The organism is Williamsia sp. z71, assembly GCF_059553375.1.
In genome coordinates, this window is the sequence record NZ_JCANWX010000009.1 from 75,038 (window position 1) to 101,503 (window position 26,466).

The following is a 26,466-nucleotide window of genomic DNA, read 5'->3' on the forward strand; positions in this document are numbered from 1 at the left end:
CTGCACTGTGTTTGCCTGGAGCAGAGGGGAAACCTCGCGGCGCGGGTGGCCGGCCAAGTTGGGTCCGATCGGGGTCGCAGGGGGCAGCGTCACGGTCCGCCCGGTCCGGCTGCGTGATGCGCGGGCGTGGAGCCGCCTGCGGATCGAGAATCAGAACTCGTTGATGCCATGGGAACCCACCGGCAGCGGACTGTGGTCGGCCCGGCACAACCCGGCGGCCTGGCCCGGATTGCATTCGGTGCTCCGCGCCGAGGCGCGGGCCGGGAACATGCTGCCGATGGTCATCGAGCTCAATGGCGAATATTGCGGACAGCTCACCGTGGGCAACATTCAGCGCGGTGCGCTGCGCAATGCCTGGATCGGTTACTGGGTCGATGCCGCCGTCACCAGTCGTGGTGTGGCCACCGGCGCGCTGGCACTGGGCGTCGACCACTGCTTTTCGACGGTGGGGATGCACCGGCTCGAAGCGACCGTTCAGCCCGAGAACGCCGCGTCGCTGTCCGTTCTCCACAAGGTGGGATTTCGGGACGAGGGTTTGCTCAAGCGCTACATGGATGTCAACGGAGCGTGGCGCGACCATCTTCTCCTGGCGTTGACGATCGAAGAATTGCCCGGCGGCGCTGTGGAAACACTGGTGCGCTCCGGTCGCGCAACGCGCTGACCAGATCAGATGGCGGACTGGTCAGTCGAGGGAGTTGGTCGTTTCCTGACTGTAGGTCGACACGATGTGGCCGCCGGAGAAGGTCTCGACGTTCTCGAGGGTGAACTGCGTCGGGTTGAACCGGGTGTCGAAAGCGGGCCGCCCGGCCCCGGCGACGACGGGGTAGGTCTTGACCACCAGCACGTCGATCTGGGGGAGTAGCTGACCGGCGAGTTGTCCGCCACCGGCCAGGTAGATGTCCAGATCGGAGTTCTCTTTTTTGAGCATGTCGACGGCGACGGCGGGCTCGTTTCGGATCACCGTGATCGCCGGATCGTCGACGCGCAGTTCCCGGGACACGACGTACTGGTCGAGGTGGGGGTACGGGCTCGTGATGTTCTGCGCCAGCGCTGGATCGTAGGTGCGACGACCCATGATGATGCGGCCGAACTTGGTCAGCGGTCGCTCGGCAATGCCGACCTGCGCGCGGATATGACCGGGCAAGGCGTCGCCGAACTCGTCCAGCATCCACTGCATGTAGTCGTCGGTGATCGGATAAAAGTCGACCTCGTCATCGGGCCCGGCGATGCAGCCGTCGATCGAAATCCCGATGTAGTACACAAGTTTTGGCATACGCTCCACCTTTGCACGGCGCGCTCCAACTGCCCAGGCCGTGGGACGCGGTCAAGGTTTGTTCGACGGAGTTCAGCGATGGCTGACACCAGTCGATCTGATGTTGCCCACTGCTGTGTATTTGCTCTCGACAAATCGGGGGTTTGTCGGCGCGTCATCGCTGCTCGAAGACGCTATGGCCATAGCCTGGCTTGGAGCGCTTGTTACTGGTGTGACAGACGTGCACTCGGCTGACTGGTCGAGCAAGGTTGCCGAAGGGAGGAGCTACCCATGCCGAACTCGCTGTTGTGGGTGTGTCTGGTGGCGATCTGGCTGTTCGTACTGGTGCCGATGGTCGTGAAGTCGCGGCCGACTGTGCGCAAGACATCTGATGCTGCGCTGGCAACCCGCGTGCTCCACCGCGGTGGCCGGACCATTGCGAAGACCAAACGACGGATGGCCTCTGGCCGGCACCCGCACGACGCCGACTGGGAACCGCCGGTTCGCGAATACCGCAAGGTGGTCGCCAAATCAGGAACTGCCACGGCCGTCAAGGAGCCCGAGGTCGATGTGACCGAGGTCGACGAGGACGCAGTCGCCACCGAAGCGCCGGAGGTCGAAAAGACTCCGGTGTTGAAAAAGGTTGTCGCCGAGGCTGATGCCGTCGAGGCCGAGGTTGAGGACGACATCGAGGCCGAAGCCGACGACGCGGCAGAGGTTGATGCTGACGCGGTCGACGAGGCCGCCGAAACCGACGAGGACGATTCCGTCGCTGAGGTAGAAGAGGACCTCGAGGCCGAGGTCGACGAGGACTCCGAAGAAGCTGAACTCGAAGAAGCCGAACTCGAAGACGGTGAGCTCGACGAGGCCGAGCTCGAAGACGCTGAGCATGACGACGAAGAAGACGAGTTCGAGGACGACGCCGAATACGCCGACCACGACGAGGATGACGCCGACGAGGAAGTGGCCGAAGACAATTCGGCTCCCCGTGCGCGCCGAGGCGGCTTCGATCCGGAAGCCGATCGCGAACGCAGCGACAAGCGCTACCGCTTCCGCCAGCGGGTGATGGCACTGTTGGGTGCTCTGGCTCTGGTCAGCATGTTCGCGGGTGTCGTCGTCGGGACGGCCGGTTGGGTCGCTGCCGGTCTGCTGCTCACTGCACTGGTGGGCTACATGTTCTTCCTGCGTCGCGCGGTGCGCAACGAGCAGCGGATCTATCAGCAGCGGATGCGTCGTCTGGCCCGTACCCGTCGTGAGGAAGAAGCGCGCCGCGCACATCCCGAGGTCGACCCCCGGGCCGCTATTCCCGCACGCCTGCGCCGTCCCGGAGCGATCGTTCTGGAGATCGACGACGAAGACCCGGTCTTCGACCACTTGCCCCGTTACGTGCCCGCTTCACGCATCGACGACGTCGATCATCACGATTCGTACCGTCGGGTTGTGGGCCAATAACGACCCAGTGTTAACCTGTTCAAGTTGCTCGCGAGAGCAACGAAGGGGCTATAGCGCAGTTGGTAGCGCGTCTCGTTCGCATCGAGAAGGTCAGGGGTTCGATTCCCCTTAGCTCCACTTAAAGTGCCAGGTCAGAGCCTCGGATTCGAGGCCGATCCGTTAGCAATCTCTAAGCGTTCCGCAGAGGTTCCGCAGTAGAAACACTTTGGTTCCGTTTATTACCGGCGTCGGCAACGTTTCCGATGGCAATATCGAGGGCGTCTGCCACGGCCTCAAGGTCATCGTCGAATAGGTCTGCATAGGTGTCGAGGGTCATGCTTGCCTTAGCGTGGCCGAGCATCCTCTGAACTGCCTTCACGTTCGCCCCGGCTGACACCGCCAAGCTGGCCGCTGTATGCCGCAAATCGTGCGGTGTGATCGTCGGGAAGGTCTCATCGCGGGTCTGGCACATCTTCACGGCCGCCGCGAACACGCGAGACCGGTAGTTGCTCACGCGAAGGACGCTTCCTCGCGAGTCTGTGAACACGAGGTCGTCACGAGACCTCCCGACCATCAGGGCTGACAGTTCGGCGCTCAGAGATTTCGGGAACGGCACCGACCGGCGTTCGTGCGTCTTCGGGGTCGACCAGGTGAGGCCCTTCGCCTCCGTCACGCTTCGGGAGATGTTGACCCGGCGTCGCAACATGTCGAAGTCCTGGACTCGTAGCGCGGCCATCTCTCCCCATCGCAGCCCGGTATACGCCAGGAATCGAACCACCTCGGGATTGCGCTCGACGGCCTCTGTCAGAGCGGCCACTTGCACGTGCGACAGGTAGCCACGGTCGGCATGCTCACGCTTGGGCAGCTTTACGCCATCGCAGGGATTGCGGGGGAGTCGCCGGTCTTCCACGGCGGCGCCGAGGACTTGCCGAAGCAGCCCGAACGCATTCTCAATGGTGGTGGTTCCGATTGCCTCATCGGCGGCCAAGCCAGCGACCCATAGACGGATCTCCGAAGTCTTGAGGTCGACTACGTTGCGGTGTCCCCAATGGTCCCGAACGTGGCAGCTCCACACGCTCTTGCGTGTTCCTTCAGTCTTGGCCGAGATATGGCCCTGGGCCTTGGCCCAACCGGTGTAGACCGTCTCGACGCTGACCTTGCCCGCTTGTGGAGTGACGTAGTTGCCAGTCGCCATGGCTGTGTTGATTTCGGCAACCTTCGCCTCGGCGTCGGGCTTCGTCGCGAAGCTGCCACCGAATTGCTCAAGCCCGTCAGGGTCGACGTAGCGCACGTGCCAGCGCTTGCCCTTGCCGTTGTAGGCCGACGGAATGCGCTTGCCGCTGTCGTCCCGGCGCTTGGTGAACCAGCGATCCACTACCGTTGCGGCGCGCTGATTCCGTCTCTGGCCGGTGCCGTGGGTGCTCATTGGGAAATTTTTGCACACCAGACGGACCAGAGGAGACCCTTCTCGCGGTACTGGCGAGACAGGTGTAGCGACACAGGTCACGGCCCGTTGCTGACGCATTCAGGGTCGGCGACCCGCTCTGAGTCAGGTGACTACTTTATTGTTTAAACAGCACCAGGTCCGAACAAACGCCCACGGAAGGGTCTATTAACCATGCCCATAAACGAAATGTTGACCACGCCGCAAGTTTCGCAGGCATACGGAATCGCACAGGGAACGCTGCGTTTCTGGAGGCACCGGAATGAAGGCCCGAAGTGCTTTCGGCTGGGTCGGAATATTGTCTACCGCCGGTCGGCAATCGAGGAATGGATTGCTGCGCAAGAGGTAGCCACCGCTCGCGGCGGAATTCGCGTGTAACCGAGAGCCCTTGCATTCTATCAATGTTCGAGAAGAATTGAGTTAGACCAATTCACTCGAAGGGCTTATGTTGCAACTCTCTGAATGGCTACGGCCTGCCGATGCGCAAGACTATCTAGGAGTCTCGCGGCCGGTGCTCAACCGGATTCTCACCCAAAATCCACAAATCACCGTCATGCGGCCGGCCGGACCCGGCGGCCACCGACGAATATCACGAACCGACCTTGCGACGTATGTCGAAACGCGGCGGGTATGAGACCGATCCTACTGACCGACTTCTGCCGGTCGTTGCGCGTCGACGCCGCCGAGGTGCAAACGGCCATCCGTGCCGGTGACCTCGACGCCAAGCTAACCGGTTCGCTCGTGCTACTGAATAGCTCCGAGGCTGTTCGGTGGTGGCTCGCACAGCGTGATCGCCAGGCAATCAATCAATAACCCCGAAAGGCTATCCGCCGTGTCAATCTCTGAAGTCAATTCGGCAATGGGCAAGTTGCATTGCAATGCTTGCGGCAAAGATGTCCGCATTAACTCGGATTTCACGGTGCGTAAACACTCACGGCGGACCATCGATGGCGGTGACGTCTGCCAGTCATCTGGTATCGACGCTTTCGGCGTGATGCTCCGAGCGGCCGAACTCGATACCACCCGCGATGATGAGAACTGCAATTACCCGTGGCTGGCCGAAGAGTTCCATTACATTGCAGACAATCTGCGCGAGATCCCTGTTCGCGAGTGGGCACCGGGCACATACATGACGTGAGTGACTCGACCCTATCAACGCGAAATGCGCCGACCGGCGAAGTCGACGCATTTCTTTTCTAAAAGGATACGACAATCATATCAGATGACATTGAGCAAGACCGCTCCACCGGACAGAAAAAGTTCCAGAAATTGACGTGGCTTACGGCGACCCGAGGCGCGGACATTACCGACGGTGAGTTTCGCGTCCTCGCCATACTCGCCACCTTCAGTGGCGGTGGAGGCGGCAACGCACATCCCGGCGTCGACCATCTGATAACGGCGACCGGCCACAGCCGCTCCTCAGTCAAGCGGCACCTCAAGTCTCTGGAGGCTAAGGGCTGCATTGAACTCACGCGAGCCGGTGGCGGCGGGTCGGGAGGCGATGCGAACACCTACCAGCTCGCCGACGTACCGGTGACCCCTTGCTACGCATCATTCCTCCGAAACCGAGACGCGTGGAAGAGGTCCCACAAACAGCGCTGCACTTGCAGTGAGCTGACCGCCGAATCACTCACTGAGTCCTCAGTGAGCCCTCATGCGCGAGGGTTTCCCGAGACCCTCCGCACACCCAAACCGGGGTCCAACTCGGATCGAACCGGGGTTCAATTGGGCGACAACCGAGGTCCACTGATGGACCCCTATCAGGTTCTAGATCAGGTTAAAGAAGATCAGGTTAGAGATCTAGAGACTGGGTCCGCTACCGCGCACCCCGCGCACGAACACACTCCGATGGCCGGTGGAGACGTGGCCGAGGTCGGAACGACGATCCCCGCCGGGTGGCACGTAAACGGAATTCACGTCAAGACCGCCACGGGATACGGACTCCACGCCGGTGCCATCGCCGACCGATTTAAACGCTGGGCACGCCATGAATGCATCGTGCGCAAGGGGTGGGACGGGACGTTTACGAATATCCTGCACGCCATCGCTGGAATGACCGCTGGTGAACGCGTCGATCACGTATTCGAAGCGAGCGAGCATGTCGACAGCATCGCCGCGTGCCTGGATCTGTCGGATGACTGGTACCTCGCGGCCGAGTATCGCACCAGAGAACACCAAGTAGTCCCCAGTGCGCCACGGCCTGCCCAGACCCACACTGTGGTCCCCGAAACCGCGAACCGCCGATCTGACGGCTCGGAAGATTTGCGGAGACTGCTCGCCAACGCAGGCACCGGGTACGCCTGGGAGTCTCCCGAGTACGACGACGGACCCGGATTCTGAAATCTCACGCGCCAAACACACCTTCTACGAACAGGATCCAAGACACAGGATGAAGTCAACCCACCGATACCGTGACAGGAACGCCAACCGCCGAGAACACCGGCAAGCGCTCGCCACCCTCGACGCACTTGCCGGACAGATCCAAGATCAAGGCGTGCAGATCCACTCGCTACACAAGCAGGTCGAGCAGCTCGTGGTCAATCACATTGCCACCCTGGCACTGCTCGCCGAAGCTGACGTCAAGACAGGCGGCGGCTCACGATGAAAGAACCAACATCGTTCGACCGCCTACACGCCGTCGCAGTCCAGAACCTTGCATTGCAGGTCGACAATTTGACCGACCTAGTCGCAGGCGTGGTCGCAGCGTACGAAACTCAGCAAAGACAACTGATCTGCTTGAACAACCGGATCAACGAACTCGTGGCCGCCGATGAGTGAATACGACTTTTCCACGATCGGCGAACGTCTTCCGACCGGTGACCTGCGCGGGCCGATCGCATTCCGCGATCTGGGCATTCACCAGGACCGCTACGATTCGCGCCTCGAAGCTGACCGCAGCAACCACGTGGTGCGGCGAACATCTACCGACCTCGAAGTCGCGCTACTTCGCCACGTCGGTCTGTTGGTTGACGACGACAACCGCACTGTAACCACAGCGATCCACTGGTACGGCCCCCTCGCCGGCTACACGTACGCCGCCGGCCGGCAACCACTCATCGACACCCGACTCACCACAGAGGACAACGCCACACATGACTGACACCACGACCACCGACCCCGCCGCCCAGATCGATGCAGACGACGCGACGACGCTCGACCCGAACCCCGGCACCCCTGACATCGAGACCGACGACCAGGACGACGACACCGACCCCATCGAATCGCGTAAGTACCGCAAGCGCGCTCAGGTGGCCGAGAGCGATCGGGATGCCTTGGCCGTCAAGCTCGCCGCCGTGCAGCGCGCCGAGGTCACTCGACTGGCAACAGACCTCGCGGACCCATCCGACTTGTTCGAGTACGGCAATCTCGACCTGGCCGAGGTGACCGACGACGCGACCGGCCACGTCGACCCAGAAGCCGTCGCCCGCGCACAGGCCGAACTCCTCGAACAACGACCAGGTCTGGCCAGGGCAGAGCTGAAGAAGCCGGTTCCCGGAACCTATGCCAACGCTGGCCAATTCCAACGCGGCGCAACGCCCGGCGGCAAGCGGCCGCCGTCCTTCGCATCGACGGTTTTCGGCATCTCTGGGTAAGCACTCCGAATGGCCTGGATTAGTAGAAAAGACCGACAGATAATGGAATGAGCATCAAGGTTTGAGTCCGTTCGATTCGCCGGATTGCTAGGAATCGCCGCAGGTTCGCGGCACCACTACCGGCCGAACGCCGAACGTGAATCCACTTCGCTTCTCGAAGGATTCAACCACTCATGACCATTTCCAAGACCATCGGCGGCACCGGCGCAGTGTCGTCCGCCGAAGTTAGCTCCCTCATTGTCGAGCCGCTCATCACCGAGGCCGCGTTCGGACAGGTCTCGACCTTCGTACCGGTCAAGGGTAGCTCTCTGCGCATTCCCAAGGTGACCGACGGCACCAACGCCGGATGGGTCGCCGAAGGTAACGAGATCAACGTCGACAATCTTGCAATCACCGAGGTTCCGGTGGTCTTCAAGAAGCTCGCCGCGATTGTTCCGGTGACTGCCGAGTTGATCGCGGACGCCCACACCGAGGGCGGCGGTGTGTTGGCCCTGGTCGGCAACTCGCTCGTGCGCCAGCTCGCTAACAAGCTCGACTTGGCCGCGTTCGGCAACACCGTCGCCGAGGGGCCTAATGGCATTCAGTCGGTCACCGGAACCATCGACCTGGGCGATACCGCATTGACCGACGCCGACATCGTCGTCGACGGCATCGCGGCACTGAAGGCCAACGGCAACACCGCGACCCACGTCGTGGTGAGTCCTGAGTTGGCCGCGACTGCTGCCAAGACCAAGGTCTCGACCGGGTCGGCGCAGCAGCTCTACGGCCCCGACGCCAGTCAGCCCGTGGCGGCAACCATCCAAGGCCTGCCGGTCGTTGCAGACCCGGCGGTGAAGGCTGACACCCTCTACGTCGTGGATGCCTCGCGCATTGTGCTCGCTGTCCGCCAGGAAGCCACTCTTTCAACCGACGCTAGCGTGTACTTCAGCTCCGACCGCGTCGCCGTGAAGGCCACCCTGCGAGTCGGCATTGGATGGGTCGACCCAAAGGCAATCGCCGTCGCTACCTACGACGCAGCAGCGTAAACACTTCCGGCCGAGCATCGCCGACCAACTCAGGCGATCCAAGTGACGATGCCCGGCCGGGACACATCTTCACAGCGCCTAGTCAGCGCTGCGAGGCGCGGCGTGATGACCCGCGTTCCCTTTCACTGACGCGACCCTCTACCGACCGCTTTCCCGGTAGAGGGTCGAGTTGGTTCAAGCATCGAAAATATTGCGAGAGAAGCGAAATGAGCATTGCACGCCAAGAACGATCCACGTGGTCCAAGCGCGCCCGAGAGTACGTGAAGGCCGTCGAAGTCGACTACGCCCTTAGCCACGGCGAAGAGATTGTAATCGTGTCCCTGGCAAGGGCGATCACCCGCGAAGACGCGCTCACGCTCGCTATGCACAGCGAACCGCTGGCAGTCACGAACCGCTTCGGTGAGCTGGTGAACCATCCCTATGTGGTCGAGCTTCGCCAGGTCGGCGGCCTCATCGCCAAGCTGGTCGGCTCGCTGCGACTGCCCGAGATCGCTGAAGCGGCAGACGGCACCAGGACCGCCGGTAAACAGGCTCAGAAGCGAACAGGAAGCCGAGGGACCTACTCGCCAGCCGGTGACCCGAAAGGCGACGTGATGTTGCGCCTCGTAGGCAATGGCTAGGGTTCGCCAACGGCAACAAACCCCGGTCGAGACCGCCGTCGGATCACGCTTGCCCGAACCGCTGTGCCACGGCCCAAACGTCGCAGTGTTCGCACCCGACGACTACGCCGCCCATCGCGGTCACGAACCAACAGACCCGGCCGAAGCATTCGACATCATGCTCCGCGCCCGACGAACCTGGTGGGTCTACGTCAGAAAATATGCTGACGATCAGGGTCTCGACCATGAGGAAGTCCGACACCGGATCGGTCGAGCGAACCGCCGACCGTACTGGCCGTGAGCCCGGCCCACGAAAGCCACCCCGAACCGATGGCCGGGGTGGCTTTGTTGGTGCTGGTTCTAAGTCTCAGGTCACCGTGAGATCGCAGCCAGGTTCGCCTGAGCGGCCTTCACGTACTGGAAGTCCTGCAGCGCGGCCGCCATCTCATTGCGCCGGGCATACAGTCGATCCCGAGGATCCGGGTCGTTAAGTGCCTCGGCACACGCGTCCCGGGCCGCACGAAGCCGTTCCTCAGCTTCTTCATACCGCGACGCATAGAGGCGCTCCAGCATCTTCATCTCGTAGTCCTCCCGGCGCTGTGCCGGCGTGACGCCCCGGCCCGGGCGCACCGCTGAGGACGCAGGCCGGTCGCCGCCCAACATGCCACCGATCAGGGCGAGGACGAATAGCCCGCCGAAGACCACGTATGCGATTGTCATCGGGTCGCCGCCATCGCAGCGATGGCCATAGCCAGCTCGGCGTGCAGACGCTCCGCATCGGCCCGTTCGAGGTCGACGAGCACGACGCCACCCCGTTCGATAACTGCGACCGGCGCACCGCACGGGATCTCCTCGACTGTGGCCGTGACCGGTGGATGTGTGTGCATAGCGGTGCCTCCTGATTAGCGCTGCGGGGGAGAGGAATTCGGAAACGGCTGGAGTCTGACTGTCTGCCTCAAACCTAGACCTAGTGAGGCGCGCCGTCAAACGATCTGGCTCCGAGAATCATTCTGCAGCAACATCTTTCGGAGTACGCGACACGCGACACCCCTGGGGGAGGACCCCCTCGCGTGCGCGGGCGCCCGCCCGCAACGCACTGGTGCTGACAGTGCGAGGCACCTGAACTTCTCCCATGACACTGTCGTGTGCGCAGGTCAGGGACTCGCCGCGGGGGTCAAACCAGCCGAATTTTTGGCGAAAAATCCGACGAAACGGGCGATGTTGGACCCTGATGCGGCTGTGTTCGCCCGATACTTACGACTATGACGCAACAGGAGTTATGGGCAACACTCACCGGCGACACGGCACGAGAGATTCGCGATTGGGGTTCGGTTTGGGCTGATCTGTTGCATGCCGACATGGCGTTGCGCGAGCGTCAGCAACTGCCGGACCAACCGTCGTCGGTGTTTCTTCGGCGGTCGCTGTGGGAGTCCGCCGTGATCGCATACGGGCGGGTGCCGATGAGTCTGTGGTACCGAAAGGTGTCGTTCACCGAGTTCATCGTGGAGGTTGAAGGTGGCGCCGGAATCGACGTCCACGAACGTGTTATGGATTGGCGCCACGGGCACGTAGCCCACCGTCGCGATGATGAGTTCGAGACTAGCTTTGTGGCAGCTGCCTACTACGAGTCTTCGCCCGAACACGTTCGATCCATTCGATATATCGTCGGTAGTTCCACCGGACCCGCTAACAACTCAGACTTCGCCGTCGCATTCCAAAAACATGTCGAACGTCTTCGGAACGCACTTTTTGAGTCTCGGCTGACCCCTCTAACCACGCGGCTAGCTGCCGAGCTTGCTGCTGATCCGAGTATTGCCGAGGCTGCGGAGATCGCCCAAGAACCTACATCAGCTGAACGAATCGTCGTGAACGTTGTGCTCGCATCGACTGGCGACAATCACAACGGGATACCGCAGTGATGCGCACCAGTCGCGGTCCGCAGGAGGAGGCGCAGAGGATGCAAGGGGCGGCCGCTACATTTCTGCCATGAACTACGTCCGTGGGCTGTGGCCCGCCATCGCCTCGCTGTTCGCGATCTCGGGCATCACAGCTGCAGTATGCGCATGGATCAAGTGGCCCGCCTGGGATGAGCGAATCGACTGGGGGAATGTGCCCGCCTGGGTCGGGTCAATCCTGACGGCAGGTGCCGTCTCGGTTGCGCTCTGGGTTGCGATCGGTAGCACGCGGGAACGGCGTGAGGATGACCGCAGGCAACGCGACGACGATGAACGCCAACGCATGGCTCAGATTCGGTTGCTCGCCGCCGAGCCGGGCGAGATTCGCATACCGAAAGACTGGTCTGGGATGGGTGAGTCGTTCGTAGAGCTGGCGACTGTTCGTGTGGTCAACCACAGCGAGTTGCCATTCTTCAAGGTCACAATCCGGCCCCTGCTGCATCCGTCCGACGCCACGCCATTGAGGTTTGGGCAGATCGAGACACTACCGGTGCCAATCGGCGGACAACATGTGTTGCGGCCAGGGGAATCAATAGAGATGCCTCTCGCGGGTAGCTTCATTGACCGCCCGCCGGACCTGGATCCAGATGCACCAATTGACGACCAGATTAAGAACATGCGCGACGAGGTCGAGTTTCGGAAGGCAAAGGAAGGCCGTGCGGCAGTCATCCGAGCCACGGATGCGGCAGGGTTCGAGTGGTTGAAGCAGGTGGACGTGTATGGCCTCGCAGACGACTTGATCGCGCCATCGGATCAACGATTCGGGGTCTCTGCACGTCGTCGGGGCGGTTCCGCAGTGGTTCCGCAGTAGGTTCGCAAACACCCGGCCGTAAGCAGCGCGACAAACGCCCTGACCTTGCGCACTCGACATCGATCAACAGTTCAAACAATGATAAACGCGCAGGTCACGGGCTTACCTCCCCGTTCGCATCGAGAAGGTCAGGGGTTCGATTCCCCTTAGCTCCACAAAAATCACAAACGAGCCACCTATACGAAGACGAGCCACATATTTGTGGCTCGTCTTCGTATAGGTGGCTCGTTTGCGGGAAAGGCGGAACGCTGGCTTGCGACGTCCAGAGCCCCTGCCACAGCGTCGAGACCTGAGTCGAACAGGTCGCTGTAGACGTCCAAAGTCATGGAGGCTTTCGCGTGCCCGAGCATGCGCTGGACGCCGAGAACATTGGCGCCGGCGGACACCGCCAGACTTGCAGCGGTGTGTCTGAGGTCGTGTGGCGTGATCGTCGGAAATGTCGGATCGTCCTTCTGGCACGCGGTGACGGCGACAGCAAAGTGGCGGGGGCGATAGTTGGACACACGAAGCAGTCCGCCGCGGCTGTTGGTGAACACGAGGTCGTCCCGGCCCTTGTGCTCCATGAGCGTCTCAAGGTCGTCGATGAGGGCTGCGGGGAAGGGCACCGAGCGGCGCTCGTGATCCTTCGGGTCGCCCCACACCAAGCCGTTGGCCTCGGTCACCGCGCGGTTGATGCCGACGCGTCGACGGATAATGTCGAAGTCGCGTGGGCGTAGCGCGGCCATCTCGCCCCACCGAAGTCCGGTGTACGAGAGGAACAGGACCACGATCGGCATCCACTCGATGGCGTCTGCGAGTTGTCGTACCTGTTCGTGGCTGAGGTAGCTCCGGTCTGAATGCTTGTGACGGGAGTTTGACGCCTTTGCAGGGGTTGCCCGGCAGGCGGCGTGCTTCGACTGCCGAAGCCAAGACCATGCGGAGGACGCCGTGGGCGTTCTCGGTCGTTGTCGGGCGGTCGATTGTGAAGACGCACCAGTTGAGTGGGCTTCCCGTGCTCGTGCAGGACCTGCTGACCGCAACTGGCGTACGCATCGACGTCGACGAACTGATCGCCGCGCTGGAGGGGCTTGCATCGATCCCTTTCGCGGTGAAATGTGAATGTCCACCTACCTTTTGGATAATCCGACGTATCCGACAGGCGCTTCGGACGATGATCATGGCGGGCAATGGTGGCATCGGTTTGGTCGACGACCTACTTGCCGATGCAGAAACGGCTGCCGCCTGTATTTCACGTCCGGGCCAGATCGTTCAGCTGTCCGGTACTTCCGGACCGGGGAGGTCGAGCGCGCACAATCGGTCATCGATTCGATCGCGGCATTGATCTCTTACGAAACCCAAGCCGGCACCAGCGTCGCGATACGCAAAGAACACTGGCGTCGGCAGGGCATCATCGCGACCTCGGCCGTCCGAATCACCCTCGATCGCGTTTGACACCTCATTCGAGGATCACAGCGCGCGAATGGGATTCAGTAACGTCTGACGCGTCCACGTTGTTCGGACCCGCTACCAACCACATCTATGGAGGATTTGATGGGTACCCATTCGGCTTGTTCCCATCGGGGATCGGACAGAGTTCCGCGGGCTGATGTTGATGAGCGTGCTGACTTTTGTTACAGGCGCGGTCGACGCCGGCGGCTATCTCGGGCTCGACCGTGTCTTTGTGGGGAACATGACCGGCAATATTGTCATCCTTGGTATGGGTGTCGCGGGCTCCGATGAACTCTCGGTCTGGGGGCCGATCGTCGCGCTCGGTACTTTCGTGATCGGTGCGTTTGCCGCGGGTACGGTCTTGCGCCGGCAACCCAAGGGTTGGACTGCGGCTGTGACCTGTTGTCTGGGAACTGGTTCGGCGATCCTAGTTGGTGCATGCGTTGCCGCGGTCTTCGTCGATGTAGAGCAGAACATGTCGGCCCAGGTCTGTATCGCCGCGGCAACAGCCGGGGCAATGGGTGTGCAGGCCTGTGTGGCGCGGAAGTGGCGATTGCCGACATGACTACTGTGGTGGTGACCTCGACACTGACTTCGCTGGCAGCGGAGACCTGGACCGGTGGGGGACGAACCGCGCTGTGGAACCGCCGAATCGGGGCTACCGCGGCTATCTTCGTGGGAGCTGTGATTGGTGCACTGCTTCTGGCAGTCAGTTCGATTGGTCTCGCTCTTGCGCTGGCTGCCTTGCTGTCGGTGCTTGTCACGGTGGTAGGGCACCGCCACTCTCTCATCGAGAGTCAACAACCCGATGTACTCAAGAGACTTGATGCGCTCTGCCAAAGGCATTCCGTGGGACGCTTCATGAGGTACTTGTCCGTTCATGTGCCGTGCGGTGCGTATAGCGACGCCAGGTGAGCGTGACGGTGTGTGATTCGGCCGGCCCTACTTCTCCGAAAGGAGTTGCTTTACGGCACAACTCGCGCGCAGTCGTTGCCGGTGCCCGCCTTGCGTGCGCGGCGATATGCCGAAGTCGAGGCCGACGACCTGGACCGGTCTTCGCAGCCCCCGCCGGAGTCTATATAGCAGCACCGGCGCAACTGGTCTGATGCTGGTTCCGTCTGAGTGGTCGGGTCGAGCTCGTCCGAGCCTGTTCAAATCGTCCTCGGCACATGTGCCGCAGACTTCAGCCTTGTCCCTAGCAGCGACTGCGTCCCTGTCCATATTGTTCTGCGACGCAACCACTATTGGTTTTGCTCGGCGGGTTCCTGCTCGATGCGTGAGAGGGCTGCGGCGAACGATAAGTGTGAGAGTCGTCTAGAACGCCGCCAGGCCGACACCGCCGAATCACCTGCGGTGGCGGTCTTTCCCTTCGCGCGCGACCAGTTACCGCGTCAAACCCAGGCGGTGGCCAGCCAGGCCGCAACAATGGCCGACACCAACAGGACGATGTTGAGGCCGATCTCGCGGAACTCCCGGCGGATCAGATGTAGTGTGATCCCGCTGATTTGGATCAGGACGAGTCCGATCGCCGCGGCGACTGCGAGGAACTCTGCCATTCCGACGAGCGGGGGCAAGATCAGGCCGACCGCCCCGAGGACTTCGAGTACCCCGATCGTCCGAACGAGGCTCAGAGGCACCGTGTCGACCCAGGCCATCATCGGACGCAGTTGCTCTGGTGACTGCACCACCTTGATCGCGCCGGAATACAGATAGAACAACGCCAGTAGGGCCGCCACAATCCAATACGTCACAGTCATTTTTGGGACACTCCCGGTCGGTCGTAGTAAGTACCCAGATTGTTGATCAGTTTCGAAGGGCGTACAAAAGGAACATCCGTGTGCGTAACCGTCGATAGGACCGTCCAATGCCTGAGAAAGATGTCGACCAGGGTCCGAACGTGTGTCTGATCCGCGGTGACCATGGTCAGGCGGTTCGGTCCCTGGTCGACCGACTCGGCGACAAGTGGGCGCTGCTGATCCTGGCAACGCTGCACGATCGCCGACTGCGATTCACCGAATTGCTCAACACGATTCCGGGAATCTCACAGCGCATGTTGTCCGTCACCTTGCGCAAACTCGAACGGGACGGATTGATCATCCGGACCGCCCATGCGGAGGTCCCGCCCCGCGTGGAATACGAACCAAGCCCGCTCGCAACCACATTGATTCCCCATGCGGTGGCATTGGCGAACTGGGCCATCGAGAACAATGACGACGTCGCCGCGCATCGAGATGCCTACGACTCGCGCGGCGGCTGACGAAACTGCCGTCGAGTTTTCGATCGGTCTGACCGAGACCGCTGCGCGCGAGAAGTTCGGCGACGTGAAAACCGTGGCCTACGACCTTGCCGGCAACGGTAAGTCTCAGGTGCTGCTGCGGACATCCGGCGTGATCAAGTCTTCAAGGCCATTGCGGAGGGTGAGCAGGGGCCGGTCGTCGGGATTCACATCGTCGGATCGCGGGGCGGTGAGCTCATCGGCGAGGCGCAGCTGCTCTACAACTGGGAAGCCGAAGCCGACGACGTGGCCCCGGACGTCCACGCCACCCGACCCAAAACGAAGCGCTCGGAGAAGCATTCCTGGCAATGCCGGGTAAGCCGCTACACGCGCACCGTCAACATCGCAGATTGGAACGACCGTACCGGTTCCGACCCGCCGCTGCTGCGGCGAGTTGGTACGGTCGCTCTAGTCACGAATTGACTCGCAATGCTGGGTGATTGTCCGTCTCGGAAGGTCTGATCGCGAAGTCCTGTGCGTCCATCCCGTGGCGAAGGTGGCGAAGGTGGCGTTGGGGAAGTGTGAGTGTAGATGATGGATTGTGGTCGTGGCACGAAGCTAAGAGTTTGTCCGCAGTTTGTCCGCAGAAGCTCCGAGGCTTGTCGTAGACCGCTAACACCGAAACCGCCCCCAACTGCGACGATTCCACTCCTCCGCGCCAACCAACTCCGGCAAACGCCCAGTTGATCGCGTTCGCATCGAGAAGGTCAGGGGTTCGATTCCCCTTAGCTCCACAGAGTTCACAAACGCTCCATCTATACGAAGACGCTCCACGTACATGTGGAGCGTCTTTGCATAGATGGAGCGTTTGCGTGCCCGACGGGAGATTGGACGCTATGCACCGGCAACCGTATCGAGATCTGAGCCGAACCGCCGCTGCACGCTTCCTCTCACCGGGATGGATCGATGAGGATTTTCGCGTGGCGCTCGGGATCGCCGAGGTCGTTGAATGCCTGTGCGACGCCGTCGAGGCCGACCGTCGCCGTGTGCAGCGGCGATGGGTCGACCTTGCCGGAAGCGATCATGCCCAGCGTCTGGCTGAATTCGGCCGGGTCGTAACCGAACACGAAGCGCAGGTCGATCTCCTTGCTGAGTGCAACGGCAGGTCGGAACTCATCGACCTCGGTGCACATTCCGACCACCGTCACCAGCGACCGAAGCGGCGCATGGGCGACTATGTGGTCGATGATGCCGGGGACGCCGGCGCATTCAAAGATCACCGGACCGCTGGGGGATTGGCCTAGTCGGTCGGCTCCGAAGAAGATCTTCTCCACCGAGGCAAATGGGATCCGGCGCACGGCCTTGGTCATCTTGAGTGCGAACGCAAGGAGCTCCGGCGTCGAGTTGACCGGATCCTTGATGGTGAGGGTGTCCCAGGGCGATCGGACCGTGGGGTCGACGACCACATCGGCACCGCACTGCGTGGCGAGCTTCCGTCGGCCGGATGAGGGATCGGAGGCGATGACCTTCGTGACGCCCGCGGCCTTGAGCATCAAGATCACAGCCAGGCCGATGGGACCGCAGCCGATCACGACGGCGGGGCGCCTCTTGCTGATTCCCGATCGACGTACTGCATGACGTGCGACGGTGAGCGGTTCGGTGAACGCTGCCTTGTCGGGGGAGACCCCCTCGGGGACAGGAAATGTCAGCGCTTCCTCGACCAGGGTGTATTCGGCGTAACCACCCGGCGCATGAATATCGAAGCCGGTCAGGTGCATTCCCACCTCGGTGTGGAGGATGGGCAGCGCCGTCACCGGCGTACCCGCAGACCATCGGCCCCGGGTCTTCGGGCCGTAGGACACCACCTCTCCGAGGATCTCGTGACCGAGAATCACCTCCTGGTCCGGAAGGATCGCAGTTGTGTAGCCCGACTCGAGCATCAACTCGTTCAGCTCGGAGGCGTCCTTGGTGGCGTGCAGATCCGATCCGCAGATCCCGGTCCGCAGTACTTTGATCAGGATTTGGCCCGCACCTGGTTTGGGTCTGTCCACGTCCCGAACCGTGAGCTCGCCCTGCGTGCAGACAACTGCCTTCATCGCGTCCTTCTCCTATGCATCGATGGAAATCGAACCCTGAGCGCGAGATACGCACAGGATCATGTGGTCGTCGCGTTCGTCGTCGGTCAGAACGTGGTCGCGGTGCTCGACGTGGCCGTCCAGCAATCGGACCTTGCACGTTCCGCAGAAGCCTTGTTGGCAGGAGTAGGGCTGCCCTGGCTTGGTCCGCCGAATCGCCGTCAGAGCGGATTCGTCGGATTTGACCTGTACCTCTACACCGGTGTTCGCGAGCCGGATGGTGAACGCCTCGCCGCCGAGAACTGGTGGTGGGCTGAACCGTTCGTAGTGCAGGGTGTCGATCTGCGGGTCCGGGATCTGCGCGCGGATCGCGTCGATCATCGGTGTCGGACCGCATGTGTAGAGCGCGGCGCCGGCTGGTGCGAGGTCGATGATCTTGGTGGCTTCGGGTATGCCGCACTCGTCGTCCGGCCAGATATGGACGTCATGGTCTCCCACGATCTGAGCGATCTCGTCGAGGAAGGGCATCGATGCGCGATCGCGGCCGGTGTAGATGAGGACGTACGGATCGCCGCGGCGAGCCACATCGCGCAGCATCGGCAGGATGGGTGTGATCCCGATGCCGCCGGCGACGAATACGTACCCGCGCGGGGAACTGATGAAGGGGAATGCGTTGCGCGGTCCCTTCAACGTCAGTTCCTGGCCGACCTCAAGGGTGTGGACCTCTGCCGAACCTCCGCCGCCACCGCGGGTTTCGTCGATGCGGCGGACCGCGATGCGATAGGTGCGTCGATCGTCGGGGTCGCTGTTGAGGCTGTACTGGCGGACGCGGCCGCTGGGCAGCACGATGTCGACGTGGGCGCCCGGGTCCCACTCCGGCAACGGCTGACCGTCGGTGCGGGTGAACCACAAGGCCCGAACATCATCGGCCTCGTCGCTGACACGCGTGACCCGAACACATAGGTCGCGGTCGACGGCGTCCACTGGCGGACGGCCACCGGCCGAACGTGCTGCCGCCCGGGTCCACCATCTTCCGGTCACCGTCTCGAAGAACCGGAAGACGAATGCATCCGGGATATCGGTCCCCGGTCTGTAGCGAACGGTGCGACTACTCGCGCGACCCCGATCCACCCGGTGTGCAGTGCTTCTCATGATGTCTGAGAGGTGGCAAGAGCATCCGCCCGCATGGCTGCCGGCGACTTCGCCAGGTAGGCGACGGCTTGCGATGTCGAGCCCTCATGGGACGGATGGTAGGTCGGCAGGAAATACTTCCACGAGGCCTTCGCGAAGGTGCCCAGTCCGGGTACGACGTGACGGGCCTCGGCCCAGATGAGCTTGACGATTTTGGCGCGGGGGCGCTTTACATCGGCTTTGATGGTGGGGTCGTTGGCCATCATGAACTTCACGCCGCGCCACCACAGAGAGAACAGCAGCATGCCTCCTACCGCATAGGTGCGGATTCGGCGCCAGTATCTGCCGTCGATGTGCTGGTAGACGTCGTACGCCACATTGCGATGTTCGACTTCCTCGGCTCCATGCCACCGGAGCAGGTCCAGCATCGTCGCGTTCGCGTCGAGTGCATCGAGCTTGGGGGAGTTGAGGCTCCAATTGCCCAGCACCGCAGTCAGATGCTCCACCCCGGCCACCATCGCGGCACGCTCGATCAGCCATTCTTCTCTGGCCGGCCCCGCGAGGTCACGGTCACCGAGCACCTTGCGGAACATGGCCTCGATCTCCGCGACGTAAGGCCTGACATCGAGGCCGTTGGCGGTGTAGTAGTCCTGCACCCCTTGATGGGAGGCTGCGTGGACACCTTCTTGACCGATGAACCCGACGACGTCTTCATGCAGCTGGTCGTCCTGGATCATCGGCAGAACTTCACTGAACACCTTCACGAACCACCGCTCACCCTCGGGGAGCAAGAGGTTGAGGACATTGATGTAATGCGAGGAGAAGGGCTCACCCGGAATCCACTCGAACGGCAAACCCGTCCAGTCGAATTGCACGTTGCGGGCGTGAAGTGCGACCTTGCCGGGGTCGCTCTGGCGCTGAGGTGTCATGGTCATCTCGGATCTCCGTTCTTCTGCTGCACTGCGGTGCTGATGAATTCGGTGACGAGGCTGATGATCAGCGTGGGATTCTGCTCCACCACCCAGTGATTGCCGGGGATCTCGCGCGTACGCAGGTCGTCGACGAAGGGTTTCGGTGCCTCGAGTCCGAGTGGGACAGTGACGTGCGCGTCGTCCGTCGGAGCAAGGACCTGTACCGGGCACACCGCGCGGGCGGGTCGCGGCGAGAGAAGGCAACGAAAGTTCTCGCGGTACAACTGGATTCCGTTGATGGCATCGCGCCGCGATCGACGTCCGGCCGGAGTTCGCCGATCGACGGGCACACCGATGCTCTCGGATCGGGAGACCAATTTCTCGACGACACCGAGCCGCACCAACGTCTCTGGGAGGAATGGCAATTGAAATGCGAAGATGTACCAGGAATCGGCGAGTTGACGAACCAACTCGCGTGGATGGCGGTACCCGCGGCGCAACCAGGCGCCGGCCATGTCGAGGCTCGGTCCCGAAATGGACGTGAACGAGGCGACCTTGTCGGCAAACTCTGGATCGGTTGCAGCGGCCCAGCTCTGGATCGATCCCCAATCGTGGGCGATCAGATGGACAGGTGCGTCCGGGCTGGTCAGGGAGATGATGGCAGCCAGGTCGTCGCGCAACTGGGACATCGCGTACCCGGTTCGTTTAATTGGCTGACCTGAGGCGCCCGTGCCACGCACGTCATACGTGACCACGTGGAAGTCGTTGGAAAGGAGGGCGATTGCCGGATCCCAGACCGTGTGGTCGTCGGGAAATCCATGAACGAGTAGGACGCTGGGCCGCGTGCTGTCGCCGTACTCGTAGACCGCGAGTTTGACGCCGTCGGTGGCGTCGGCGAATCGCGTCGGATCACCTGGCCGGGCGGCATTGTTGGCGGTGAGTATCGGGTTCCCATGTGTGGTCGGTGTATTCGTCACTGGACGGTCTCCTTGACTTGTCGGGTGGTGTCGTCCGAGATGTCGGCAGGTGAGGTGGCCGACATGAAGCGAAGTTCGGGGTCGGCGATCGGGTCCTTGCCGGCGACGATCCGGTCGCGGTTGAAGTCCTGCGGAGCCTGCCATGGGCCCGAAGGTCCGAGTCGGAGCGAATCCCTGGGTAGCGGAACAGATCCCACGTGCCGCCAATCGATTCGCGCATCGACGACAGCGAAGGTTCGGCCGGGCTGTGAACGCTTGAGGTGGTATCCCATCGCGATCCCCGCCAGGCCGGCGCCGACAACGAGGACATCGACGTGATCGAATGCGCCGCCTGAATCAGGCGCCGAGGCTGAAGGCATGTCAACTCCCGTAGTTGAGCGTTTGTGTGACGTTGCCTACAAGCGTCGCAAGCGGGGGTCGCAAAAAACTTGCCCTCAGGCGACATAGAGTTGTCATTTGGCGACAGTGGCGTGTGGGGGTGGAGGCGCCGGCGTAGATCGCCGCTAGAAGATCGGATCCTCCGGTCGGCTACCGCGGCGCTGTTGCAGCAGCGCGCGCGGCGATTCGCCATACCAGCGGCGGCAGGCACGGGTGAAGCTGCTCTGCTCGGCATAACCCAGGGCCGAGGCGATCTGCGAGGCCTGCAAGCCGGTGGCGGCGAGCTCCCAGGCTGTCGCCCGGCGAACATCGTCGAGAATTTTCTCGAAGGTGGTGCCTTCGGCCGCAAGTTCGCGTTGCAGCGTGCGCTCGTGCAGCGACACCGCTCGGGCCGCCTGGCTCAGACCCGCCTCGCCAACCAGGAGCAAGCGCCGCGTGACGTCGCGGACGTGCTCGGCCAGCGCCACGCCGGAATGGACCCGGGACAGGTACTCCTGCGCAAGTGTGAGTGCGGCTTCGTCGCGATCCTCGATGGGGCGGGCGAGATGTGCCGGCGACAGCTGAATGGTGTTCTGGCTCTGCCCGAACTCGGCTGGACAAGCGAACACGTCGAAGTAGGACTCCAGTGGTGCGAGCCGCTCGTGCTGGAACGTGACCTTTATCGGCCCGACTCTGTCGCCGATCATGACGTTGATGGCGTTCATGGCCAGCGCCTGGTTCTTCTCCACCATCTGGCGCCGGTCGAAGTCGTTGTGGAGGATCGTCGAGTACGAGTAGACCGCCGATCCCGGCGACGTGGTCAGCCGCGCGGTGTCGGCAGGGGCAAGGTTTCCGAGGAAGCGGCAGAAGTTCGTGATCGATTCGCCCACTGTCGCGGCATTGCGCAGGATGACGCTCAGCGGTCCCAGCGATGCGATGCTCTGCATTCCACCGAGTCGCAATCCGAAGTCGGGACAGTCGAATTCGCGAGCTGCGTGCCCAAGTACGGCGGCCGCGTCTTCGTAGCGGACATACCGGTCGAAGTCGCCTGTGGTAAGCGGGTCGATGCCGTGGGCCCGCAGCAGAGCGTGGGCATCACCGCCGAGTTCGGTGATGAGCTCGTCTGCTCGAGAGATCAGCGAGCCCCGCGTCAGGACGGCCATGGATCACAGTGTGCTGGCGTTGTCGTGCAAAGACAAGTTTGGCATCCGGCGCCGGACAGAGATGGTGGAGCGACCTGTAGCGACTTGAATGCCGACCCGTCTGGACGGTTTCCCATCAGGGTGCCCCACCAGCCGATCCGATTACGTCAACGAGACGTGTTCGTTGGGTACACAGTGCGTCATCGTCAGGCCTTCGACGTTCCGCGGGCCGTTCTTGCCGAGGTTCGTGCGGCGCTTCTCTTCGTCCTCGGACAACGTCTGAGATGCAAGGGGTTCGAGGTGACGTACATCGTCGGCAGAGATACCCAGACCTTCGCCGACCCGGTTGCCGAGTTCGTCGTCGGCCATGAAGAAGTGCCACACCATGCGTTCCTGGACTGCACGGACGGCTTCGGAGATGTTGGTGACGAGGTTGTTGACCAGGTCGTCCTTCTCCCACTGTTCGAGCAACTGATACCGCTGGCCGGCCTGCTCGTAGTCGTTGGTGCGGTTGATCCGCTTTCGGGTCAACCGACCTTCGATCACCGGGCCCTGCTCGTCATGGGTCGGGTACTCGGCTTCGCGTAGCCCGCCGGTGATGGAAGGCTCGTAGTTGACGTGCGGGTTTGCTCCGCTGTTGTCGAGACCGTACTGCATCTGGCCGCCCTGTTGATTGGTGGCGACCTTGGCGTTCTTGGGCCTGTTGACCGGCAACTGAAGGTAGTTCGGCCCGACGCGGTAACGCTGGGTGTCGGAGTACGAGAACGTGCGGCCGACGAGCATCTTGTCATCGGAGAAGTCCAGGCCGTTGACGAGGACACCCGTGCCGAACGCAATCTGCTCGTTCTCGTTGAAGTGGTTGCTGATGTTGCGGTCGAGCACCATGCGTCCGACCAGCTTCGGCGGGAATTCGTTCTCGGGCCACAGCTTTGTGTCGTCGAGCGGATCGAAGTTGAGCTCAGGATGCTCGTCATCGCTCATCATCTGCACCAGCAGTTCCCACTCCGGGTAGTCGCCGGCCTCGATGGAGTCGTAGAGATCCTTGGTCGCGTGGCCGAGGTCCTGGGACTGGATGACGGCTGCGTCCGCTTCGGTCAGGCTCTTGACCCCGATCTTCGGCATCCAGTGGTACTTCACCAGGACCGTCTCGCCCTCGGCATTCACCCACTTGTAGGTGTTGACCCCGAAGCCCTGCATCGTGCGGTAGTTGGCCGGAATGCCCCGCGGCGAGAACAAATTGACAAGCATGTGCGTCGCCTCAGGCGTCTGTGACATGAAGTCGAAGATCCGGGCCGGCTCCTGCCGGAAGGTGACCGGATCCGGTTTGAGAGCGTGGATGACGTCGGGGAACTTGACGGCGTCGCGGATGAAGAAGACGCCGAGGTTGTTCCCGACGAGATCCCAGTTGCCGTCCTCGGTGTAGAACTTCACCGCGAAACCACGTGGGTCGCGGGCGGTTTCCGAGGAGTCGCGGCCACCGATGACACTGGAGAGGCGAATGGCCAGATCGGTGCGTTTGCCCGGTTCGTTGAACAGCTTGGCCCGGGTGTACCGCTCGATCGGTTCATCGCCCCACTTACCGGTCGCCTCGAAATATCCATACGCCACCGCGCCGCGGGCATGCACCACGCGCTCCGGGATGCGCTCGCGGTCGAAGTGACTGACCTTCTCCAAAAAGTGGTAGTTCTCGAGTGTGGCCGGTCCGCGCTCGCCGACGGTTCGCTGGTTCTGGTTGTCGTAGATGGGATGGCCCTGGCGATCGGTGAGGATGTCGCGGTCGTCGGCGGCTCCGGATCCTTGGGAAGCTACATCGGTCATCATGGTCTCCTTGGTGTTGGTCAGTTTCCGAGCAGTGGCGGGGAGAAGCTGCAGGGGGCAATGGGATACGAGGGGTCAAGTGCGTTGAGGACGTAGCTCTGTGCGAGGTCGTCGTAGGCCAGCGAGAAGTGGTCTGCGTAGTTCTGCGGGCACGTGTCCTGGAGGGTGATGTTCGTGGCGCCCGGCCCGTTCAGGAATGACGACGTATAAGGCGTGACGACCTCGTCGTAGCGGGTGGTGATCACCGTGTAGGTGACACCGTCGACCGTGTCGCCTCCCTCGTTGAGTTCGGCGAGGAACTCCGAGCCGAGTGTCTGCTGGCGGGATGCCTGGCTCAGTGAGGCCAGTGCTTCCGTCAACGGTTGACCGTGCGGGATGAGTCCTCCGGTCCACAGCGTGCCGTGGTTGGTGGGGGACAGTCCGATGAGTTTGTCGACCGATCGGGCGCCGTCGAGGTATTTGAGGTAGTAGCGGGGCATCGATCCGCCCTGGGAGTGCCCGACGATGTCGACTTTCGCGGCCCCCGTGGAGGCTTTGACGCGATCGACGAACGCGGCGAGCTGGTGTGCCGATTGCTCGATCGGGGCGGTTCCCCCGGCGACCGCCGAACCGGGGATGCCCAAGGTGAGAGGCGTTGCCTTGTTGGGTTGTTGGCCGTAGTTGAGGGCAAAGACGCAGTATCCATTGTTCTTGAGCAGTGGTGCCAACGCTGCCCAGTAGATGGTCATGTTCTCCAAGGTGCCGTGGGTGAGGATGACCGGATTCGGATGCCGGGCGCTCGGTGTGCAGTTCCAATCGTTGGATCCGGGTGGGTCCGTATCCGGAGCGGCGATCGCGTTCGCCAGTCCGCTGAGCGCTGTGTCGGGGACCGGTAGCGGTAAGGGGGTATCGGCATGCGCAGGACTTGCAGCGCCCAGTGCGAAGGCTGCTGCGACTGCAATTGCCAGAACATACCGAGTGCGTAGTTGCTTGATCACGGCGATTCCTTGACGTGTGAATCCGACGAGTGCAGTCGACCGGCAGGTAACTGCAATCTGCGCCAGAGGGGACGGTGGCTCCGTATGGATACCGATTCGGTTAGTTGCTCAAAGTATGGATACCGGTTCGCTTCGTTGCTCAAACCCGCTTCCATACCGGGTTCGGGGCGTGACTTTCACCGATCGCGCCGTCCGACACCCTGAGCGATTTCGCTGAGGCGACGACGGGCGCTGTCGGGGGCCAATGGTTCGGTGTCCAGCCCGGCACCTGTGCGCATACCGGTCAACACCTCCTCCAGTGCGTCCCGCGCGGTGAATCGTGGTTTCCAGTCGAGTTCGCGGCGAGCCCGGCCGGTGTCCATCAGTGGTATGCGCAAGACGGTGTCGAACAGGCCGGGCGAGGCGGGCACAAGATGGGCATGCCATCCGGCCCAGATGCCGGCACGAAGCACACCGGCAGGGACGGGAACCACCCGGGCGCCGAGCATGTCGCCCAGAAAACTTCCATCGACGACCTCGTCGGTGCATACGTTGAATGCACCACTGACCGGTCGGATGACGGCTTCGGCGAAGGCCTCTGCGACATCAAAGCTATGGAGTACTTGAAACGCCAGTCCGGGTGTCTGAGGCACGACGGGTATCAACGAGCCTCGGAGCAACCGGCGGGGCACGAAGGGTCCGAGGAACAGGCGTCGTTGCGACGTCGAGGACTCGCGTTTGAAGATGAAGCCCGGTCGCATCCGGACGAGGCGCAGCTGCGGGGTCCGGTGCTCGAAATCGTCGAGCCATCGCTCGAGGTAGGCCTTTTCCCGGGGATAGGCGGCTCCGGGCCAACCATGGGTGGGCCAACTCTCGTCGACCGTGGTGTCTTTCGGACCCGGTGAATACGCGCCGACCGACGATGAATAGACCACTGCAGAGACATTCTCCTGCGCGGCCGCTTCGAACACCCGCATCGCCCCGCCGACATTGTTCTGCCAGGTCACCGCCGGATTGTGGGTTGGTTGAAAAATCCAAGACAGGTGGACGACGACGTCGGCGCCCCGGACTATTCCTCGCATGTCGTCGACGGCGGTGTCTGCGACGATGAACTCGGTTTTCGGATGGTCCAGGGTGGTTCGTCGGCGCGCCACCCCGCGAATGACCCCGACCTCGGGGCGCCTGCTCAGTGCTGCGATGACGCTGGTTCCGACGTTGCCCGTCGCGCCCGTGACGACCACAGTCAACCCGTCTTTGTTCATGGCGACCGGGTACCCACGTGTGTCTGTCTTGACACCGGCACTCGAGGGCGCTTCAGCCGTAACGGCTTGGAGAGTTCCCGGAAC

31 protein-coding genes, 1 tRNA gene and 3 pseudogenes are annotated in these 26,466 nt (G+C 62.2%); 19 read left to right on the forward strand and 16 right to left on the reverse strand.

All coding sequences use genetic code 11. The annotated features are described in order from the left end of the window. Positions 1 to 7 precede the first annotated feature (7 nt). Positions 8 to 661 carry a GNAT family N-acetyltransferase gene (locus tag AC51GR_RS21030; RefSeq protein WP_496326601.1) on the forward strand — a complete coding sequence of 218 codons (654 nt, stop codon included), beginning with the start codon at positions 8 to 10 and terminating at the stop codon, positions 659 to 661. A 21-nt stretch (positions 662 to 682) separates the two neighbouring features. Here the strand turns inward: AC51GR_RS21030 and AC51GR_RS21035 are convergent, their stop codons facing one another. Beyond that, complete coding sequence (locus tag AC51GR_RS21035) at positions 683 to 1,273, reverse strand: dihydrofolate reductase family protein (protein ID WP_496326602.1); 591 nt, start codon at positions 1,271 to 1,273, stop codon at positions 683 to 685. Positions 1,274 to 1,543: 270 nt separating this feature from the next. Here AC51GR_RS21035 and sepX point away from each other — a divergent pair, with 270 nt between their 5' ends. Then, entirely contained in the window at positions 1,544 to 2,704 is a 1,161-nt protein-coding gene (gene sepX / locus AC51GR_RS21040; RefSeq protein WP_496326603.1) for a divisome protein SepX/GlpR, read from the forward strand. 44 nt (positions 2,705 to 2,748) lie between these two features. Then, positions 2,749 to 2,821, forward strand: a tRNA-Ala gene (locus tag AC51GR_RS21045). A 52-nt stretch (positions 2,822 to 2,873) separates the two neighbouring features. On the opposite strand, the gene AC51GR_RS21050 is transcribed toward AC51GR_RS21045, so the two are convergent. Continuing rightward, positions 2,874 to 4,109: a tyrosine-type recombinase/integrase gene (locus tag AC51GR_RS21050; RefSeq protein WP_496326604.1), complete on the reverse strand. Its 1,236-nt coding sequence runs from the start codon at positions 4,107 to 4,109 to the stop codon at positions 2,874 to 2,876. A gap of 207 nt (positions 4,110 to 4,316) precedes the next feature. Here AC51GR_RS21050 and AC51GR_RS21055 point away from each other — a divergent pair, with 207 nt between their 5' ends. From AC51GR_RS21055 to AC51GR_RS21065, 3 genes are all read left to right on the forward strand, one after another. Continuing rightward, positions 4,317 to 4,505 (forward strand): helix-turn-helix transcriptional regulator, encoded by a 189-nt coding sequence (locus tag AC51GR_RS21055; RefSeq protein ID WP_496326758.1) that lies wholly within the window; start codon positions 4,317 to 4,319, stop codon positions 4,503 to 4,505. A gap of 67 nt (positions 4,506 to 4,572) precedes the next feature. Next, a complete protein-coding gene (locus AC51GR_RS21060) occupies positions 4,573 to 4,761 on the forward strand; it encodes a helix-turn-helix domain-containing protein (protein ID WP_496326605.1) in 189 nt (62 codons plus the stop codon). A 198-nt stretch (positions 4,762 to 4,959) separates the two neighbouring features. Next, positions 4,960 to 5,265 (forward strand): hypothetical protein, encoded by a 306-nt coding sequence (locus tag AC51GR_RS21065; protein ID WP_496326606.1) that lies wholly within the window; start codon positions 4,960 to 4,962, stop codon positions 5,263 to 5,265. Positions 5,266 to 5,345: 80 nt separating this feature from the next. On the opposite strand, the gene AC51GR_RS21070 is transcribed toward AC51GR_RS21065, so the two are convergent. Continuing rightward, on the reverse strand, positions 5,346 to 5,537 hold the full coding sequence (locus tag AC51GR_RS21070) for a hypothetical protein (protein ID WP_496326768.1): 192 nt from the start codon (positions 5,535 to 5,537) through the stop codon (positions 5,346 to 5,348). Between AC51GR_RS21070 and AC51GR_RS21075 the strand changes: the two genes are divergently transcribed. The 7 genes from AC51GR_RS21075 to AC51GR_RS21105 all read left to right on the forward strand — a co-directional run bounded on the left by AC51GR_RS21075 (position 5,460) and on the right by AC51GR_RS21105 (position 9,365). After that, positions 5,460 to 6,467, forward strand: coding sequence for a hypothetical protein (locus AC51GR_RS21075; RefSeq protein WP_496326759.1), 1,008 nt, complete (start codon positions 5,460 to 5,462; stop codon positions 6,465 to 6,467). The genes AC51GR_RS21070 and AC51GR_RS21075 overlap by 78 nt on opposite strands. 49 nt (positions 6,468 to 6,516) lie before the next feature. Then, positions 6,517 to 6,732 (forward strand): hypothetical protein, encoded by a 216-nt coding sequence (locus AC51GR_RS21080; protein WP_496326607.1) that lies wholly within the window; start codon positions 6,517 to 6,519, stop codon positions 6,730 to 6,732. Then, positions 6,729 to 6,905 carry a hypothetical protein gene (locus tag AC51GR_RS21085; RefSeq protein ID WP_496326608.1) on the forward strand — a complete coding sequence of 59 codons (177 nt, stop codon included), beginning with the start codon at positions 6,729 to 6,731 and terminating at the stop codon, positions 6,903 to 6,905. The genes AC51GR_RS21080 and AC51GR_RS21085 overlap by 4 nt, the downstream gene beginning before the upstream one ends. Next, a complete protein-coding gene (locus AC51GR_RS21090; protein ID WP_496326609.1) occupies positions 6,898 to 7,227 on the forward strand; it encodes a hypothetical protein in 330 nt (109 codons plus the stop codon). Before AC51GR_RS21085 ends, AC51GR_RS21090 begins: the two co-directional genes overlap by 8 nt. Next, positions 7,220 to 7,720, forward strand: coding sequence for a hypothetical protein (locus tag AC51GR_RS21095; RefSeq protein ID WP_496326610.1), 501 nt, complete (start codon positions 7,220 to 7,222; stop codon positions 7,718 to 7,720). Before AC51GR_RS21090 ends, AC51GR_RS21095 begins: the two co-directional genes overlap by 8 nt. A gap of 173 nt (positions 7,721 to 7,893) precedes the next feature. After that, entirely contained in the window at positions 7,894 to 8,745 is an 852-nt protein-coding gene (locus AC51GR_RS21100) for a phage major capsid protein (protein ID WP_496326611.1), read from the forward strand. 206 nt (positions 8,746 to 8,951) lie between these two features. Then, entirely contained in the window at positions 8,952 to 9,365 is a 414-nt protein-coding gene (locus tag AC51GR_RS21105; protein ID WP_496326612.1) for a hypothetical protein, read from the forward strand. A 351-nt stretch (positions 9,366 to 9,716) separates the two neighbouring features. Here AC51GR_RS21105 and AC51GR_RS21110 read toward each other — a convergent pair whose 3' ends face one another. Further along, a complete protein-coding gene (locus AC51GR_RS21110; protein WP_496326613.1) occupies positions 9,717 to 10,064 on the reverse strand; it encodes a hypothetical protein in 348 nt (115 codons plus the stop codon). Continuing rightward, on the reverse strand, positions 10,061 to 10,231 hold the full coding sequence (locus AC51GR_RS21115; RefSeq protein ID WP_496326614.1) for a hypothetical protein: 171 nt from the start codon (positions 10,229 to 10,231) through the stop codon (positions 10,061 to 10,063). The genes AC51GR_RS21110 and AC51GR_RS21115 overlap by 4 nt, the downstream gene beginning before the upstream one ends. A 375-nt stretch (positions 10,232 to 10,606) precedes the next feature. Here AC51GR_RS21115 and AC51GR_RS21120 point away from each other — a divergent pair, with 375 nt between their 5' ends. Both AC51GR_RS21120 and AC51GR_RS21125 read left to right on the forward strand, forming a co-directional pair. After that, positions 10,607 to 11,263, forward strand: a complete 657-nt coding sequence (locus tag AC51GR_RS21120; RefSeq protein WP_496326615.1) for a hypothetical protein — start codon at positions 10,607 to 10,609, stop codon at positions 11,261 to 11,263. Between the two features lie 67 nt (positions 11,264 to 11,330). Further along, the gene (locus AC51GR_RS21125; protein WP_496326616.1) at positions 11,331 to 12,110 is read left to right on the forward strand and encodes a hypothetical protein; all 780 of its coding nucleotides are present in this window, start codon (positions 11,331 to 11,333) and stop codon (positions 12,108 to 12,110) included. Positions 12,111 to 12,286: 176 nt separating this feature from the next. On the opposite strand, the gene AC51GR_RS21130 is transcribed toward AC51GR_RS21125, so the two are convergent. After that, positions 12,287 to 12,886 (reverse strand): site-specific integrase, encoded by a 600-nt coding sequence (locus AC51GR_RS21130; protein WP_496326617.1) that lies wholly within the window; start codon positions 12,884 to 12,886, stop codon positions 12,287 to 12,289. A gap of 185 nt (positions 12,887 to 13,071) precedes the next feature. On the opposite strand from AC51GR_RS21130, the gene AC51GR_RS21135 reads away from it, so the two are divergent. Both AC51GR_RS21135 and AC51GR_RS21140 read left to right on the forward strand, forming a co-directional pair. Continuing rightward, a complete protein-coding gene (locus AC51GR_RS21135; protein WP_496326618.1) occupies positions 13,072 to 13,431 on the forward strand; it encodes a hypothetical protein in 360 nt (119 codons plus the stop codon). 270 nt (positions 13,432 to 13,701) lie between these two features. Beyond that, a pseudogene (locus tag AC51GR_RS21140) lies at positions 13,702 to 14,453 on the forward strand (YoaK family protein). 476 nt (positions 14,454 to 14,929) lie between these two features. Here AC51GR_RS21140 and AC51GR_RS21145 read toward each other — a convergent pair. Then, positions 14,930 to 15,295, reverse strand: coding sequence for a DoxX family protein (locus AC51GR_RS21145; protein WP_496326619.1), 366 nt, complete (start codon positions 15,293 to 15,295; stop codon positions 14,930 to 14,932). Positions 15,296 to 15,402: 107 nt separating this feature from the next. On the opposite strand from AC51GR_RS21145, the gene AC51GR_RS21150 reads away from it, so the two are divergent. Both AC51GR_RS21150 and AC51GR_RS21155 read left to right on the forward strand, forming a co-directional pair. Beyond that, positions 15,403 to 15,795, forward strand: a complete 393-nt coding sequence (locus AC51GR_RS21150; RefSeq protein WP_496326620.1) for a winged helix-turn-helix transcriptional regulator — start codon at positions 15,403 to 15,405, stop codon at positions 15,793 to 15,795. 19 nt (positions 15,796 to 15,814) lie between these two features. Further along, positions 15,815 to 16,148: pseudogene (locus tag AC51GR_RS21155) on the forward strand (oxidoreductase dimerization domain-containing protein); the annotation flags it as partial. Positions 16,149 to 16,703: 555 nt separating this feature from the next. Here the strand turns inward: AC51GR_RS21155 and AC51GR_RS21160 are convergent. The 9 genes and pseudogenes from AC51GR_RS21160 to AC51GR_RS21200 form a co-directional block, all read right to left on the reverse strand. Beyond that, a complete protein-coding gene (locus AC51GR_RS21160) occupies positions 16,704 to 17,849 on the reverse strand; it encodes a zinc-binding dehydrogenase (protein WP_496326621.1) in 1,146 nt (381 codons plus the stop codon). Positions 17,850 to 17,861: 12 nt separating this feature from the next. Beyond that, positions 17,862 to 18,980, reverse strand: a complete 1,119-nt coding sequence (locus AC51GR_RS21165) for a PDR/VanB family oxidoreductase (RefSeq protein WP_496326622.1) — start codon at positions 18,978 to 18,980, stop codon at positions 17,862 to 17,864. Next, positions 18,977 to 19,894, reverse strand: a complete 918-nt coding sequence (locus AC51GR_RS21170) for a metal-dependent hydrolase (protein ID WP_496326623.1) — start codon at positions 19,892 to 19,894, stop codon at positions 18,977 to 18,979. Before AC51GR_RS21170 ends, AC51GR_RS21165 begins: the two co-directional genes overlap by 4 nt. Then, entirely contained in the window at positions 19,891 to 20,847 is a 957-nt protein-coding gene (locus AC51GR_RS21175) for an alpha/beta fold hydrolase (protein WP_496326624.1), read from the reverse strand. Before AC51GR_RS21175 ends, AC51GR_RS21170 begins: the two co-directional genes overlap by 4 nt. A 139-nt stretch (positions 20,848 to 20,986) precedes the next feature. Beyond that, positions 20,987 to 21,206, reverse strand: a pseudogene (locus tag AC51GR_RS21180) (NAD(P)-binding protein); the annotation flags it as partial. A gap of 144 nt (positions 21,207 to 21,350) precedes the next feature. Further along, complete coding sequence (locus AC51GR_RS21185; RefSeq protein WP_496326625.1) at positions 21,351 to 22,367, reverse strand: AraC family transcriptional regulator; 1,017 nt, start codon at positions 22,365 to 22,367, stop codon at positions 21,351 to 21,353. 141 nt (positions 22,368 to 22,508) lie between these two features. Beyond that, positions 22,509 to 24,164 carry a catalase gene (locus AC51GR_RS21190; RefSeq protein ID WP_496326626.1) on the reverse strand — a complete coding sequence of 552 codons (1,656 nt, stop codon included), beginning with the start codon at positions 24,162 to 24,164 and terminating at the stop codon, positions 22,509 to 22,511. 20 nt (positions 24,165 to 24,184) lie between these two features. Beyond that, complete coding sequence (locus tag AC51GR_RS21195; RefSeq protein ID WP_496326627.1) at positions 24,185 to 25,141, reverse strand: esterase/lipase family protein; 957 nt, start codon at positions 25,139 to 25,141, stop codon at positions 24,185 to 24,187. Positions 25,142 to 25,317: 176 nt separating this feature from the next. Then, positions 25,318 to 26,382 carry an NAD-dependent epimerase/dehydratase family protein gene (locus tag AC51GR_RS21200; RefSeq protein ID WP_496326628.1) on the reverse strand — a complete coding sequence of 355 codons (1,065 nt, stop codon included), beginning with the start codon at positions 26,380 to 26,382 and terminating at the stop codon, positions 25,318 to 25,320. Positions 26,383 to 26,466 lie beyond the last annotated feature (84 nt).